General features: G+C 69.4%; 15 protein-coding genes. 12 read left to right on the forward strand and 3 right to left on the reverse strand.

Going from position 1 to position 15,017, the window contains the following annotated elements; genetic code table 11:
• The first annotated feature begins 1 nt into the window (after position 1).
• The 4 genes from ACVFI9_RS02530 to ACVFI9_RS02545 are packed head-to-tail and all read left to right on the forward strand — an operon-like array spanning position 2 to position 3,939.
• The gene (locus ACVFI9_RS02530) at positions 2-1,150 is read left to right on the forward strand and encodes an acyl-CoA dehydrogenase family protein (protein ID WP_474764470.1); all 1,149 of its coding nucleotides are present in this window, start codon (positions 2-4) and stop codon (positions 1,148-1,150) included.
• The gene (locus tag ACVFI9_RS02535) at positions 1,147-2,226 is read left to right on the forward strand and encodes an enoyl-CoA hydratase/isomerase family protein (RefSeq protein WP_474764471.1); all 1,080 of its coding nucleotides are present in this window, start codon (positions 1,147-1,149) and stop codon (positions 2,224-2,226) included. The genes ACVFI9_RS02530 and ACVFI9_RS02535 overlap by 4 nt, the downstream gene beginning before the upstream one ends.
• Positions 2,223-3,152: a 3-hydroxyisobutyrate dehydrogenase gene (gene mmsB / locus ACVFI9_RS02540; protein WP_474764472.1), complete on the forward strand. Its 930-nt coding sequence runs from the start codon at positions 2,223-2,225 to the stop codon at positions 3,150-3,152. Before ACVFI9_RS02535 ends, mmsB begins: the two co-directional genes overlap by 4 nt.
• A gap of 10 nt (positions 3,153-3,162) precedes the next feature.
• Positions 3,163-3,939 carry an enoyl-CoA hydratase gene (locus tag ACVFI9_RS02545; RefSeq protein WP_474764473.1) on the forward strand — a complete coding sequence of 259 codons (777 nt, stop codon included), beginning with the start codon at positions 3,163-3,165 and terminating at the stop codon, positions 3,937-3,939.
• 12 nt (positions 3,940-3,951) lie between these two features.
• On the opposite strand, the gene ACVFI9_RS02550 is transcribed toward ACVFI9_RS02545, so the two are convergent.
• On the reverse strand, positions 3,952-4,485 hold the full coding sequence (locus tag ACVFI9_RS02550) for a MarR family winged helix-turn-helix transcriptional regulator (protein WP_474764474.1): 534 nt from the start codon (positions 4,483-4,485) through the stop codon (positions 3,952-3,954).
• A 135-nt stretch (positions 4,486-4,620) separates the two neighbouring features.
• Here ACVFI9_RS02550 and ACVFI9_RS02555 point away from each other — a divergent pair, with 135 nt between their 5' ends.
• The 6 genes from ACVFI9_RS02555 (at position 4,621) to ACVFI9_RS02580 (ending at position 10,931) form a co-directional block, all read left to right on the forward strand.
• Positions 4,621-5,397, forward strand: coding sequence for an electron transfer flavoprotein subunit beta/FixA family protein (locus ACVFI9_RS02555; RefSeq protein ID WP_474764475.1), 777 nt, complete (start codon positions 4,621-4,623; stop codon positions 5,395-5,397).
• An 11-nt stretch (positions 5,398-5,408) separates the two neighbouring features.
• Positions 5,409-6,380: an electron transfer flavoprotein subunit alpha/FixB family protein gene (locus ACVFI9_RS02560; RefSeq protein ID WP_474764476.1), complete on the forward strand. Its 972-nt coding sequence runs from the start codon at positions 5,409-5,411 to the stop codon at positions 6,378-6,380.
• A gap of 389 nt (positions 6,381-6,769) precedes the next feature.
• Entirely contained in the window at positions 6,770-8,071 is a 1,302-nt protein-coding gene (locus ACVFI9_RS02565) for a cytochrome b/b6 domain-containing protein (RefSeq protein ID WP_474764477.1), read from the forward strand.
• An 81-nt stretch (positions 8,072-8,152) separates the two neighbouring features.
• On the forward strand, positions 8,153-9,343 hold the full coding sequence (locus ACVFI9_RS02570) for a thiolase family protein (protein ID WP_474764478.1): 1,191 nt from the start codon (positions 8,153-8,155) through the stop codon (positions 9,341-9,343).
• Between the two features lie 65 nt (positions 9,344-9,408).
• Positions 9,409-10,167 (forward strand): SDR family NAD(P)-dependent oxidoreductase, encoded by a 759-nt coding sequence (locus ACVFI9_RS02575; protein WP_474764479.1) that lies wholly within the window; start codon positions 9,409-9,411, stop codon positions 10,165-10,167.
• Positions 10,164-10,931, forward strand: coding sequence for an enoyl-CoA hydratase/isomerase family protein (locus ACVFI9_RS02580; protein ID WP_474764480.1), 768 nt, complete (start codon positions 10,164-10,166; stop codon positions 10,929-10,931). Before ACVFI9_RS02575 ends, ACVFI9_RS02580 begins: the two co-directional genes overlap by 4 nt.
• Positions 10,932-10,959: 28 nt before the next feature.
• Here ACVFI9_RS02580 and ACVFI9_RS02585 read toward each other — a convergent pair whose 3' ends face one another.
• Complete coding sequence (locus tag ACVFI9_RS02585) at positions 10,960-11,961, reverse strand: Ldh family oxidoreductase (protein WP_474764481.1); 1,002 nt, start codon at positions 11,959-11,961, stop codon at positions 10,960-10,962.
• 80 nt (positions 11,962-12,041) lie between these two features.
• Positions 12,042-12,734: a GntR family transcriptional regulator gene (locus ACVFI9_RS02590; protein ID WP_474764482.1), complete on the reverse strand. Its 693-nt coding sequence runs from the start codon at positions 12,732-12,734 to the stop codon at positions 12,042-12,044.
• A 106-nt stretch (positions 12,735-12,840) separates the two neighbouring features.
• On the opposite strand from ACVFI9_RS02590, the gene ACVFI9_RS02595 reads away from it, so the two are divergent.
• Together ACVFI9_RS02595 and ACVFI9_RS02600 are read left to right on the forward strand one after the other, a co-directional pair.
• Positions 12,841-13,323, forward strand: coding sequence for a tripartite tricarboxylate transporter TctB family protein (locus tag ACVFI9_RS02595; RefSeq protein WP_474764483.1), 483 nt, complete (start codon positions 12,841-12,843; stop codon positions 13,321-13,323).
• A gap of 2 nt (positions 13,324-13,325) precedes the next feature.
• Positions 13,326-15,017, forward strand: a complete 1,692-nt coding sequence (locus ACVFI9_RS02600) for a tripartite tricarboxylate transporter permease (protein ID WP_474764484.1) — start codon at positions 13,326-13,328, stop codon at positions 15,015-15,017.

Here is a 15,017-nt window from a genome sequence, read left to right on the forward strand (position 1 = left end):
CATGACGATGATGACCGAAGAACGCCTCGCGATCGTCGAGGCGGTGCGTGACTTCGCGTCGACGGTGCTCGCGCCGAACGCGGGGGAGTGGGACGCGGCGAAGCACTTCCCGGTCGACGCGCTGGCGCAGGCGGGCGAGCTGGGCCTCGGCGGCATCTACGTGCGCGAGGATGTCGGCGGCTCGGAGCTGTCTCGGGCCGACGCTGTCGCGATCTTCGAGGAGCTCGCCAAGGGCGACACCACGATCGCGGCGTACATCTCGATCCACAACATGGTCGCCTGGATGATCGACACGTTCGGCAACGACGTGCAGCGTCACACCTGGGTGCCCGGCATGGTGGCGATGACCGATCTCGGCAGTTACTGCCTCACCGAGCCGGATGCGGGGTCGGATGCCGCGGCGATCACCACCTCGGCCCGGCGCGACGGCGACGACTACGTCATCAACGGCGTGAAGCAGTTCATCTCGGGTGCGGGCTCGTCGGCGGTGTACGTCGTCATGGCCCGCACCGGCGAACTCGGCTCGGGTTCGCGGGGGATCAGCGCCATCGTGGTGCCCGGTGACACCCCGGGACTGAGCTTCGGCCCCAACGAGCACAAGATGGGCTGGAACGCACAACCCACCCGCCAGGTGATCTTCGACGGCGTGCGCGTGCCGGTCGCCAACCGACTCGGCGCCGAGGGCGACGGGTTCGGCATCGCGATGAAGGGCCTCAACGGCGGTCGCGTGAACATGGGCGCGTGCTCGCTCGGGGGAGCCCAGTGGGCGCTCGAGCGCGCACTCCAGTACGTGCAGGAACGCCAGGCGTTCGGAGCACCGCTCGCGGCGAACCAGTCGATCGTCTTCACCCTCGCCGACATGGAGACCGAGTTGCAGGCCGCGCGTGCGCTCCTGCAGCGGGCGGCGGAGAAGATGGACGAGGACGCGCCCGACGTGGCAACGGCGTGCGCGCTGGCGAAGCGGTTCGCAACGGATGCCGCGTTCCAGGCCGCGAACGCGGCGTTGCAGTTGCACGGCGGCTACGGCTACCTGCACGAGTACGGCATCGAGCGTGTCGTGCGCGACCTGCGCGTGCACCAGATCCTCGAGGGCACCAACGAGATCATGAAGCTGATCATCGGTCGCGACCTGCTGGCGGGCGCACGATGACCGCCGCCGCCGCAGACGCCGAGGTGATCGTCGAGCAGCGAGGTCGTCTCGGACTGCTCACGTTCAACCGTCCGAAGGCGATCAACGCCCTCACGCACAACATGGTGAAACTCATCAGTGACGCGCTCGACCGGTGGGCCGACGACGATGCCATCGCCACCGTCGCGGTGGTCGGTGCCGGCGACCGCGGTCTTTGCGCCGGCGGCGACGTGGTCGGCCTGTACCGCGACGTGACCGCCGGCGACGGCATGGGGGCGGCCGCGTTCTGGCGTGACGAGTACGCGATGAACGCCCGCATCGCCCGCTACCCGAAGCCGTTCGTCGCGATCCAGGACGGGATCGTTCTCGGCGGCGGCATCGGCGTCTCCGCGCACGGCTCGCACCGCGTGGTGACCGAGCGATCGAAGCTCGGCTTCCCCGAGGTCACGATCGGCTACATCCCCGACGTCGGTGCGACCTGGCTCCTCTCGCGGGCGCCCGGCGAGCTGGGCACCCGGCTGGCCCTGTCGGCGGCGACGATCGGGCCGGCCGATGCGATCCTGGTCGGCTTCTCGGATCACTTCGTGCCGAGCGACCGCATCCCCGTTCTGTTGAGGACGTTGGAGGCCACGAACGCGGACACGGCGATCGCATTCCTCGCGGAACCGAGTGGACAAGGTGTGCTCGCTGCTCAGCGCGACTGGACGGATCACGCGTTCAGTGCGGACTCCGTCGCCGGCATTCTCGACCGTCTTCGCCAGCACGGCTCCGAGGAGGCATCCGCGCTCGCCGACTCGATCGCCCAGAAGTCACCGCTCGCGCTGGCGGTGACGCTCCAGGCACTGCGCCGTGCGCGTCACCTGCCCGATCTGGAAGCGGCGCTCGACCAGGAGTACCGCGTGTCGCGCCACTCGTCGGGCACCCATGATTTCGCTGAGGGCATCCGCGCTCAGCTCATCGACAAGGACCGGAACCCCCGGTGGAACCCGTCGACCCACACCGCAGTGACCGACGGTGACGTCGAGGCGTTCTTCGAGGTCCCCGCCGACGGCGACCTCGACCTGTCAACCGCATTCGCGTCGAAGGAGACAGCATGAGCAGGATCGCATTCATCGGACTGGGCCACATGGGCGGCCCCATGGCGGCGAACCTCGTGAAGGCCGGTCATGACGTCGTCGGCTTCGACGTCGTTCCCGCGGCCCTCGAGGTAGCAGCCGCCGCCGGCATCGAGATCGCATCGTCGGGGGCGGATGCCGCGACATCCGCCGACATCGTCATCACGATGCTCCCGAGTGGCCGGCATGTGATCGACGCGTACGACGGTTCCGACGGAGCGACGGGCCTGCTGGGCGCGGCACGACCGGGGACACTGTTCATCGACTCGTCGACGATTGCGGTCAACGAGTCTCGGGCGGCGCACCGACTCGCCGAGGTCGCGGGGCACCGCAGCCTCGACGCCCCGGTCTCCGGCGGAGTCGTCGGAGCGGAGAACGCGACGCTCGCCTTCATGGTCGGTGGCAGCGACGAGGACTTCGCCGAAGCGCTGCCGGTGCTCGAGGCCATGGGCCGCCGAATCGTGCACTGCGGTGGTCCGGGTTTGGGCCAGGCGGCGAAGATCTGCAACAACATGATCCTCGGCATCTCGCAGATCGCGGTCGCCGAGGCCTTCGTGCTGGGCGAACGACTCGGCCTCACGCACCAAGCCCTTTTCGACGTGGCCTCGAATGCCTCGGGCCAGTGCTGGGCACTCACCACCAACTGCCCCGTGCCCGGACCGGTGCCGACGAGCCCGGCGAACAACGACTACCAGCCGGGCTTCGCGGGCGCGTTGATGTCGAAGGACCTCGGGCTCGCCGAGCAGGCCATCGAGCTCACCGGCGTGGACGCGAAGCTGGGCCTGCTCGCCCGCAGCATCTACGAGGAGTTCGCCGCCGGAGAAGGCGCAGGCAAGGATTTCTCGGGGATCATCAACACCGTTCGGGACCAGTCGCGCGCGGACGTCGCCGCGAACGTCGAGGCATGAAGGAGGCCAAGTGACCGACTACGAGACCATCATCGTCGAGACGCGCGGACGTGTCGGGTGGATCACCCTCAACCGACCCGAGGCTCTCAACGCCCTCAACTCGACGCTCATCCGTGAGATCGTCACGGCGGGCAAGGAATTCGACCACGACCCCGGCATCGGCGCGATCGTGCTGACGGGATCCGAGCGCGCGTTCGCGGCCGGGGCCGACATCAAGGAGCTCGCCGACAAGGGGTACGCCGACATGTACCTCCGCGACCCGTTCAAGTCATGGGCCGACTTCGGCCGTCTCCGCACTCCGGTAATCGCCGCCGTCGCCGGCTTCGCGCTCGGCGGCGGGTGCGAGCTGGCGATGATGTGCGACATCATCCTCGCCGCCGACACCGCGAAGTTCGGACAGCCCGAGATCAACCTCGGCGTGATCCCCGGCATCGGCGGCACGCAGCGCCTGCCCCGGGCGGTCGGCAAGTACAAGGCCGCCGAGCTCGTGCTGACGGGCCGCATGATGGGCGCTGAGGAGGCCGAGCGTGCGGGCCTCGTGTCGCGCGTCGTGCCCGCGGCCGACCTGCTCGACGAGGCGGCGAAGGTCGCCGAGATCATTGCGTCGAAGTCGCTGCCCGTCGTGTACGCGGCCAAGGACGCGCTGCAGGCCGCCCAGGAGACGAACCTCGGGGAGGGCCTGCGCATCGAGAAGCAGGCGTTCGCCGCGACGTTCGCCCTCGACGACCAGACCGAGGGGATGGGGGCGTTCCGTGAGAAGCGTACGCCGGAGTTCACCCACAGCTGAGCGAGCGCGGACTCACAGTGGTTCGGGGAGCGGCTCGGGATCGGCGAAGTCGCCGGCCTCCTTGCGGAACCTCGCGAGGATGCGGACGAGCTGCAGCAGGTCGTCGTCGGGCAGCCCGGGCTCCGCGAACACCGCGTTGAGTGCGAGCGTCGCCTGCTCGACGAGCTCCCGCCCCTCGGCCGTCAGCGAGAGGAGCGCCGCGCGCCCATCGGTCGGGTGCGGCTCCCGCCGCACCAGGCCATCACGTGAGAGTCGGTCGACCGTGTTCGTCACGCTGGTGGGATGCACCTGCAGGCGTGCGATGGCGCTGGCCATCGGCATCCGACCCTCTCGTGTGAATGCGAGCAGGCGCAGCATCTCGTATCGGGCGAACGAGAGTCCGAACGGCTTGAGCGCCCGCTCGACGCGCCCGAGCATGATCTGCTGTGCGCGCATGATCGACGTCACGGCGGACATGCCGGCTGCGGCATCCGTCCATCCGTGCGTCGCCCACTGGCGTTTCGCCTCGGCGATCGGGTCGACCGCGAGTGGTTCGTGCCGTGCCATGCGCCCTCCGTTCTCCGGTCCTACCGTACTCACACGTTGCGGCCGCCAGGCTCGACAGGTCCCTCGCGGGCTGTCGGCGGATTCCGCGACACACACACCGAAGGGCGCAGATTCGCCCGGTTCTGAGGAGATGCTATGAGGATCGTTGTGCTGGTGAAGGAAGTTCCCGACACGTATGGTGAGCGCCGGTTGTCGCTCGAGACGGGGCTTGCGGATCGCGCCGCGAGCGAGTCGGTGCTCGACGAGATCGGGGAGCGTGCGCTGGAGGTGGCGTTGAGTTACGCCGACTCGCACGCCGACACTGAGGTGGTGGTGTTGTCGATGGCGCCCGAGGGGTCGGCGGCGACGCTGCGCAAGGGTCTTGCGATGGGGGCCGGGTCGGCGGTGCAGGTGGCCGATGAGGGCCTGTTGGGGGCTGATCTCGGCCTGACGGCTGAGGTGCTGGCGGCCGCGGTGAAGCGGACCGGGTTCGACTTGGTGATCGGAGGCAACCTGTCGACGGATGGGTCGGGTGGGGTGCTGCCGGCGATGATCGCGGAGTTGTTGGATGTGCCGGCGGCGACGAACCTGACCTCGGTGGAGATCTCCGACGGTGCGGTGTCGGGTGATCGGGCCAGCGATGGGGCGACGATGCGGGTGTCGGCTGAGCTGCCGGCGGTGATCTCGGTCACGGAGCGGTTCCCGGATGCCCGGTTCCCGAACTTCAAGGGCATCATGGCGGCGAAGAAGAAGCCGTTCGAGACGCTGACCCTGGCCGACCTCGGCGTGGATCCCGAGGATCCGGCGGCGGCGCGCTCGATCATGATCGGGTTGGCCGAGAAGCCGCCGCGTGCGGCGGGTGTGAAGATCTTGGACGAGGGCGACGCGGGCGAGCAGCTCGCGGACTTCCTGATTCAGAACCGGCTGGCGTGAAGGGCGTGACCATGGCTGATTTCAAGAACGATTCGATCCTGGTGCTGCTCGACGTGACGCCGGCGGGTGAGCTCGCGAAGAGCGCGGCCGGGCTGCTGGGTGCCGCCGCCCAGGTGGGGACGTCGGTCGCGTTGGTGGTCTCCGACGGTGCAGGGCTGACGGATGCCGCGGCCGCCCTCGGCGCCACGACCGTGCTGGTCGCCGCGCCCGGCGCAGGACTGACGGTGCCGGTGGTGGACGCGCTGGTCGCGGCATCCGAACTGGTCAGGCCGGACGCGATCCTGGTGTCGAACTCGGTCGAGGGCCGCGAGGTCGCGGGCCGGTTCGCCGCCCGCACCCGGTCGGGACTCGCGGTCGACGCGGTGGGCGTGTCACGCGATGCGGAAGGTGTGGTCGCGCAGCATTCCGTGTACGGCGGGGCCTACAACGTGGACAGTGCGGTGACGTTCGGCGCCCCCGTGATCACGGTGCGGCAGGGTGCGGTCGACGCGCGTGCCGAAGCGGTCGTGTCGCCGGTCGTCGAGACGCTCACCGTGACGCCGTCGGGACGCAAGTCGGTGACCGTCGAATCGGTCGAGGCGCTCGTCGTGGAATCGTCGCGTCCCGAGCTGCGCGGTGCGGCGAAGGTCGTCTCCGGTGGTCGCGGGCTCGGTTCCCAGGAGAAGTTCGTGCTCGTCGAGGAGCTCGCCGACGCGCTCGGCGCCGCGGTCGGCGCATCCCGTGCCGCGGTCGACGCCGGATTCATCCCGCAGGCGCATCAGGTCGGTCAGACCGGGGTGTCGGTGTCGCCGCAGCTGTATGTCGCGCTCGGGATCTCGGGCGCGATCCAGCACCGCGCCGGGATGCAGACGGCGAAAACGATCGTCGCGATCAACAAGGACGCAGATGCCCCGATCTTCGAGATCGCGGACTTCGGCGTCGTGGGCGACGTGTTCACCGTGGTGCCGCAGCTGGTCGCCGCGCTCGACGCGAAGAAGAAGTAGGAACGCCCATGGCGACGTACGCTCGATCGATTCGACGGGGACTCCCGCGGTGGCCCGGCGGTGAACCGTGGCCTCCCGCCGGCTCGGTCGCTGAGCCCGTCGAAGCGCCCGTCGCGCTCGCTGAGCCGGTCGACGCGCCGGTCGCGCTCGCTGCGACCGTCGAAGCGCCGGTGGCGGCTTCCGTTGCTGAGCCTGTTGTCGTTTCGGTCGTTGAACCTGTCGGAGCACCCGCAGCACCCGCGGCCGCGCCCGGCGCGACCAGGCCGATCCGGCGAGGACTGTCCCGGGCGCCCGGCGGCGAGCAGTGGCCACCGGCCCGTGAGGTGGCCGTCGCCGCCGCGGCCTCCGTCGCCGAGCTGATGCCTGTCGCCGGCGTCGCATCAACGCCGGTGACCACTTCGGCGGTCGCCCCGGCCGCTGCTGCCCCGGCGCTTTCGGCCCAGACGGCTGCGGCGGCATCCGGTCGTCCGCTTCGTCGTGGCCTGCCGCGCGTGAAGGGCGGCGAGCCGTGGCCTGCGGCCGGGTTCGCGCCCGCGACCGCGGCACCCGAACCGGTCGCTCCGGCCGCGGTTGAGCCGGTCGCTGCGCCCGCGGTACCCGAGCCGGTCGCGCGGCCCGCGGCTGCGGCAACCGTCGTCGCCGCGACCGCCGCTGCGCCGATGGCGCAGCCGGCGCGCGCACCGATGGCCCGCCCGGCTGCTCCCGCCCGCCCGGCAGCGATGGCTCGCCCGGCGGCGCCGGGGCGTCCGCGTCCGGTCGCGGCGCCGGTGAACGAGCCCGGACGGTTCGACGGGTACTCACGCGGGCAGTTGGTGGCGACGGTGGTCCTCGGCGGGTTCGGCCTGCTGCTGCTGGCGACGATGGCGGTGGTGGGGGCGTCCTGGTTCCTCGCCTCGCCGGCCGGTCGGGACTTCTTGGCCGTGTTCCCGGGCGAGTATCACCTGCCCGAGGGCGCGATGCCCGGGTTCCCGGTGTGGGTGCAGTGGCAGCACTTCTTCAACGTGTTCCTGATGGTGCTGATCATCCGGTCGGGGCTGCAGGTGCGCACCGAGAAGAAGCCGTCGGCGTTCTGGACGCCGAAGTGGTCGAAGAACGGGCAGGGCAAGATCAGCCTGACCATCTGGTTCCACCAGTCGCTCGACCTGCTGTGGCTTGTGAACGGGGTGGTGTTCGTGGTGTTGCTGTTCGTCACCGGACACTGGGTGCGGATCGTGCCGACCAGCTGGGAAGTGTTCCCGAACGCGATCTCGGCGGCCCTGCAGTACCTGTCGCTGGACTGGCCGACCGAGAACGGCTGGGTGAACTACAACAGCCTGCAGCAGATCATGTACTTCCTCACCGTGTTCATCGCCGCGCCGCTGGCCGCCCTCACCGGGGTGCGGATGAGCGGGTTGTGGCCGAAGAACGCGAAGACCCTGAACCGCATCTACCCGATCGAGTTGGCGCGGGCGATCCACTTCCCGGTGATGCTGTACTTCGTCGCGTTCATCATCGTGCACGTCGCGCTCGTATTCGCGACCGGGGCGCTGCGGAACCTGAACCACATGTACGGCGGCACCGATGTGGTGAACTGGGCCGGGTTCTGGATCTTCTCCGGCTCGCTGGTCGTGATCGTGGCGGGTTGGGTCGCGGCGCGGCCCTTCCTGCTCGCTCAGATCGCGAAACTCACCGGCAAGGTCAGCGCCCGCTGAACGCCGCTTGCTCTTCTGCCGCCCGTCTCACGAGTGAGCCCGCGGCATCCGTCATCAGAATCGAGAGGTAAGGAACCCGACATGGCCGGCACGAACGAGAAGGTCGTCATTCTTTCCGGGGCACGTACGCCCGTGGGTAGCTTCGGCGGCGTGTTCCGCGACACCGCGGCACACGAGCTCGGCGCTGCGGCCGCCATCGAGGCGCTGCGGCGCGCCGGCGTCGCGGCAGATGAGGTCGATGAGGTGGTGATGGGCTGCATCGGCCAGGTCGTCGGGGACGCGTACAACGCGCGCCGGGTGGCGTTGGCGGCCGGGCTGCCGGTGCGCACGCCCGCGTTCACGGTGAACCGGTTGTGCGGGTCGGGATTGCAGGCGATCTGGTCGGGTGCCCAAGAGCTGCTCTGGGGTGGCACCGATGTGGTGCTCGCCGGCGGCGACGAGAACATGACGCGGATGCCGTTCTACGACTTCAACGCCAGGTTCAACGATCGGCTCGGTGACCGGACCCTGGTCGACGGCACGGTGGGGATCCTGACCGACCCGTTCTCGAACACGCACATGGGTGTGACCGCCGAGAACGTCGCCGACAAGTACGGGGTGTCCCGGGTCGAGCAGGACGAGTTCGCGGTCGAGAGTCAGCGGCGGGCGGCGTCGGATGCCGCGAAGGCGGCGTTCGCGGAGGAGATCGTGCCGGTCACCACGAGCGGCCGGAAGCCGGTCGAGGTGTCGGTCGACCAGCACCCGAAGCCCGACACCACCCTGGAGGTCCTCGCGGGGTTGCGGCCGGCGTTCCGGGACGGCGGCACGGTGACCGCGGGGAACGCGTCGGGCATCAACGACGGCGCCGCGGCGACCGTGCTGATGCGCGAGTCCGACGTGCGGGCGCGGGGCCTGAAGGGTCTGGTCACCTTGGAGGCGGTCGCGACCGCCGGGAACGAGCCCGAGCTGATGGGCTACGCGCCGGTGTACGCGCTCGAGCGGCTCTGGAAGCGGACCGGACTCACCGCCGCGGACGTGGACGTGATCGAGTTGAACGAGGCGTTCGCCGCGCAGGCGGTCGCGGTGATCCGCGACGCCGGCCTCGATCCCGAGAAGGTCAACCCATACGGTGGCGCGATCGCGCTCGGGCACCCGGTCGGGGCCACCGGGGCGATCCTCACCGTGCGTGCCGCGCTGGACCTGCACCGCCGTGACCTCGAGTACGCCGTCGTGACGATGTGCATCGGCGGCGGGCAGGCCCTCGCCGCACTCATCCGACGCTGGGACGCGTAGCAAACAGGCCCGGCGCGACCGACCGGACACCGACTTCGAGTAGACATCGAGAGGAACACACGCAGATGAGGATCGACAACGCGACCGCGCTCGTGACCGGCGCGGCATCCGGGCTGGGGGCTGCGACAGCCGCCCGCCTCGCCGCTGAGGGAACACAGGTCATCGGGGTGGACCTGGCGAAGGGCATCGAGACCGCCCCGGCCGTCGAGCGTGTCCGGTACGTTGCCGCCGACGTAACGGACCCGGCCGAGGTCGAGGCCGCGCTGACCGCCGTGCGGCAGACCGGGCGGCCGCTGCGTCTCGTCGTGAACTGCGCCGGGATCGCGCCCGCCGCCCGGATCCTCTCCTCGCGTGGGGTGCATGACCTGGGCGTGTTCCGGCGCACCATCGAGATCAACCTCGTCGGCACGTTCAACGTGCTGCGCCTGACCGCCGAGTTGATGGCGGGCCAGGATGCCGATGACGACGGTCAGCGCGGGGTGATCGTGAACACGGCATCGGTCGCGGCATACGAGGGCCAGATCGGGCAGGCCGCCTATGCGGCTTCCAAGGGCGGTGTCGTGAGTCTCACGATCGCGGCTGCGCGGGATCTGGCCCGTTCCGGGATCCGGGTCAACACGATCGCGCCCGGCATCGTGGCCACGCCGATGCTCACCTCGCTCGGCGAAGAGGTCGGCGCGTCGCTCGCGAAGTCGGTGCCCTTCCCGGCGCGCCTGGCGAGGCCCGACGAGTACGCGGACCTCGTGTCGATGATCGTCGCCCACGACTACCTCAACGGCGAGACGATCCGCATGGACGCCGCGTTGCGGATGGCCCCGCAATGAGCGGGCTGCGCGTCGAGCGAGCGGGGGCGATCGCACGTCTGACGCTCGATCGGCCGGCGTCCGGGAACGCACTCGACCTCGATCTGGCGCGGGCGCTGCGGGACACCGCGACGGCGCTCAGTGCGGACGAGAGCTGCGCGGTGGTGGTCCTCGAGGCGGCGGGTGCGTTGTTCTGCAGTGGCGGCGACCTGGCGGCGATGTCGGCGGCGCCTTCGCCGGCGGACTACGTCCGGGACCTCGCCGGCACGATCCACGATGCGCTGCTCGCGTTCGCCTACTCCGACAAGGTGGTCATCGGCGCGGTCCAGGGCGCGGCCGCCGGGGGCGGCTTCGGGATCGTGATGAACTGCGACTACGTCGTGGCCGCCGAGAAGTCGACGTTCGTGAGCGCGTATTCCAAGGTCGCGCTCAGCCCCGACTGCGGCTCGTCCTACCTGCTTCCGAGGATCGTTGGCCCAACCCGGGCCACCGAGTTCGTCATGGTCGGACGCGTGCTCGACGCGCAGACCGCGCGTGAGTGGGGCGTCGTCAACGTGGTGGAGCCCTCCGAACAGGTCGCGTCGTCCGCCTTGCGGGCCGCAGAGAAGGTGGGACGGATGCCTCCTGCGGCCCGCGCGGCGTCCAAGCGGCTGCTCACCGCCGCGTGGCTGCCCGGCTACCGCGATCACCTCGACCGAGAGCGCGACACCATCGCGGCCCTCGCCGCGACCGAGGAGTCGACCTCGCTGCGCGCCGAGTTCCTCGGTCACGCCCGCGCACGGTGAGCGGTCGCCGGCGGATGCTGCGCGGTCTTCACGCCGCGAGCAGCCCGAGCACTTCCAGCGCGTTCTCGTCGAGCACGATCGATCCGGCCGCAGCATGCGCGTCTCGAATGAGCCGGCTCTGCTCACCGGGCAGCCGGCCCCCGGCCGCGACGATCTCGCCCAGCAGGCCCTCGATCGCGGCGTTCCCCGCTGCCGAGTCGCCGAGCAGGTTCGGGTCGAACGCGAGGTAGAGCGCTCCGAAGTCATCGGGTTCGTGCAGCACGTCGCCGCGCTTGTCGGCGCCGGTGCGTCCGGTCACGTAGCCGGAGACGATCAGTTCGATCATCAGCGCCAGGCCGAAGCCCCGGTGGCCGCCGAACGGCAGCACCCGGCCGCGGCCGTTCGGATCGACGACGGCATTCGGATCGGTCGTCGGATCCCCATGCTCGTCGAGCGCGACCCCCTCGGGGAGGGTGCCGCCGAGTGCGCGGAGTCGCATGACGTTGTTGAACGCGATGGCCGAGGTGGCCATGTCCAGCACCAGGGGGTGCGCGCCGGGGCGCGGCAGTGCGATCCCGATCGGATTCGTGCCCAGCACCGGCTGGGTCGTCCCGGGCGCGACCACGACCAGCGGCGTGCTGTTGATCGCGATTGCGACGAGCCCGCGATCGGCGACGCGTTCGACCAGGTAGCCGAGCGCGCCGCTCACGCCCGCGTGACGGACGCCGACCATCGCGATGCCGGCGATCGCGGCCTTCTCGGCGAGGAGGTCCACTGCCATTCGGTGGACGTAGGGTGACAGATGGTAGCCGCCGTCAACCGTGGCGGATGCCGTGGTCTCGTGCTCCACCCGAATGGGACCCCTGCGCGACGCACCCTGCCGGTACTCGGTCGCGATGTTGCGCAGCAGGCGGACCCCGTGCGAGCGGTGCTCGCGCAGCTCGGCGTCGATGCACATCTCGGCGGCGGCGGCGGCCTCGTCGCTCGGGGCGCCGAGGTCTTCGAAGGCGCGCAGCAACCGGTCGCGCAGCTCATCGAGCGAGATTTCCATGGATTCCTCTTCAATTCCGGGTTCCGACCGGCTGGTCGACGGCGTGCGACCGCGTCAGTGGTCGACGGCGCGCGATCGCGTCAGTCGTCGGTGGGGATCTCCACGAAGCCGGATGCCAGCATCACCTCGAGCGACCGGTTGTAGTGCTCGGTCAGGAGCTCAGTCGCACGCGGGGCGTCGCGATCGAGCACGGCTTCGAGGATCAGCTCGTGCTCGTGCGGCACGTCGCGTTTGAGCGCGGCGGGTGACGGCGCCGACCAGCGGCGGTAGAGCTCGGTGGAGTCGAACAGGGTGCGCGAGAGATCGATCAGCAGCGGCACGTTCGAGCCGGCGACGAGTGCAGCGTGGAACTCACGGTGCGCAACCGACCACTCGTCGCGGATGTGCAGGGGGTCGTCGCCCGAGCGGCGTTCGGTCCTGGCGAGCACGTGGTGCCTGCCCATCACGTCGGTCTCCCAGTCGAGGTCGCCGCGCTCGATGGACAGCCGCAGCGCGAGCGTGTCGGTGTGGATGCGCACCATCGTGAGGTCTTCGAGATCCGTCGTCGTGAGCGCCGGAACCGAGAACCCCTTGGCGGGTTCGCTCACCGCGAGGCGCTCCGCGCCGAGCCGCACGAGCACCTCGCGGACGACGGTGGTGCTGGTGCCGTAGATCTTCGACAGCTCGGCCGGCCGCAGGCTCGCGCCCGGGGCCCAGCGGCCGTTCATGATGTCGTGGCTGACCAAGTCATAGACGTGCGACGCCAGCGTCTTCGATTCTCCCTGTCGAGCCATGCCGGAAAGCATAACGCAATCGAGAATGCATTCCAGTTTGACAAATGCAAAACACCCTGCCTATGGTCGGTCCTCGTACCCGAACCACCGACACGAAGAGGTGTGCATGTCGACAGAGAAAGCGCCGCCGTTCTCGCGGTTCCGGCTGAACAGCCTGTTCGTCGTGCTGGTCGGCGTGGTCTTCCTGGTCATGTCCCTGCAGCTTCCGCTCGGGACGTTCCAAGCCCCCGGAGCCGGCATGTGGCCGCTCCTCGTCTCGGCCGCGATGATCGTGGGTGCCCTCTTCCTGCTCGTCACGGAACGTGACGGCGAGGATTACGAGCCGCTCACCAAGCGCTCGCTGATCTCGGTGATCGGCTTCGTCTGGATCGGCACCTTCGTCGTGATGTTCTCGACCATCGGCTTCACGCTCGCCTCTCTGATCTTCTCCGTGGTGTGGCTGCGCTTCCTCGCGAGGGAGAGCTGGAGGTTCGCGCTCATCGCGTCGGCGCTGTTCACGATCGCGTTCGTCCTCATCTTCTCCGTCGCGCTCGGCGTGCCGGTACCGCACGACCCGGTGCTCTCCTTCATCACCGGCGGGAGATTCTGACCATGGACATCAACGGCGTGCTCGAAGGCTTCGCGGTTGCACTGCAGCCGATCAACCTCCTCTTCGTCTTCATCGGCGTGCTCCTGGGCATGGTCGTCGGAGTACTGCCCGGCCTCGGTCCGGCCCCGACCATCGCGCTCATGCTCCCCCTCACGTACGTGCTGCCGACCGAGGCGGCGATCGTGATGCTCGCCGGCATCTACTACGGCGCGTACTACGGCGGCACGATCACCTCCGTGCTCATGAAGCTGCCCGGTGAGGCGGCCAGCGTGGTGACCGTGTACGACGGACACCAGATGGCGCTGAAGGGACGCGCCGGTCCGGCGCTCGGCATCTCGGCCATCGGATCGTTCATCGGCGGCACGGTCGCGATCATCGGCCTCTTCCTCTTCTCGCCGGTCATCGCGCAGTTCGCGGTGAAGCTCGGTCCGCCCGAGTACGCCATGCTCGCCCTCGCCGGCCTGCTCATGGTCACGGTGCTCGGTCAGGCCAAGCCCTCGAAGAACCTGATCATCGCCGCGATCGGCCTCTTGGTCGCCACTGTCGGCATCGACATGGTGTCGGGCGTCTCGCGCTTCACCTTCGGCTCCCCGGAGCTGTTGCGCGGGATCGACTTCGTGGCCGTCTCGATGGGGCTCTTCGGCCTGGGCGACGTGCTCTACGACCTCGAACACGAGGTGAGGGCGGCGCGCGTGTCGGGCAAGATCGGCCGCGTCCTGCCGACGAAGCAGGACATGAAGGACTCGGCCGGTGCGATCACGCGCGGATCGATCCTGGGTTTCTTCCTCGGCCTCCTGCCAGGCGGCGGCGGGGTGGTGTCCTCGCTCGCCTCGTACTCCGTCGAGAAGAAGGTGTCGAAGCACCCCGAGGAGTTCGGCAGGGGCGCGATCGCAGGCGTCGCCGGCCCGGAGACCGCGAACAACGCCGGATCGACGTCGTCGTTCCTGCCGCTGCTCTCACTCGGAATCCCCTCGAACGTGGTGCTCGCCCTGCTCTACGGCGCGCTGCTCATCCAGGGCATCACTCCCGGGCCCACGCTGGTCACCGATCACCCCGAAGTGTTCTGGGGCGTGTTGGCCTCGATGATCCTCGGAAACCTCATGCTGCTGGTGCTGAGCATGCCGATGGTCGGCCTGTTCGTGAACCTGGTCCGGGTGCGCATCGGCGTGCTCGCCACCGTGATCGTGCTGATCACCATGATCGGCGTCTACAGCGTCTCGAACTCGATCTTCGACATGTGGGTCATGCTCGCCTTCGGCGTGGTCGGCTACATCATGCGCAAGACCGGCTACGACCCGGGACCCCTTGCGCTGGCCCTGGTGCTCGGTCCCCTGCTCGAGAGCTCGTTCAAGCAGAGCCTGCTCATGTCGGGCGGCAGCCTCGGCATCTTCGTCTCGCGCCCCGTCTCGCTGATCTTCGTGCTCATCATGGTCGCGCTCGTGGTCTTCCAGATGATCGCCCGCCGACGGAGCAGGACCGAGCGGAAGTACTTCGCGATCAGCCACGCGATGCTGCACGGCGAGGAGATCCCCGATGCCACCGGCGCGGTCGTCGCGGTCGACCTCGACGCCGAGCGGGCGCGCGAAAAGCCTGACAGCGGCGAACCGGTTCCACCGCTCGCCGACGTCACGGAAGGCGGCGCCGGTTCCGGCGATGCCGACTCCACCACCCACCCTCCGACAAACAGAACATGA

This window comes from Agromyces sp. NSFZ (assembly GCF_056156205.1).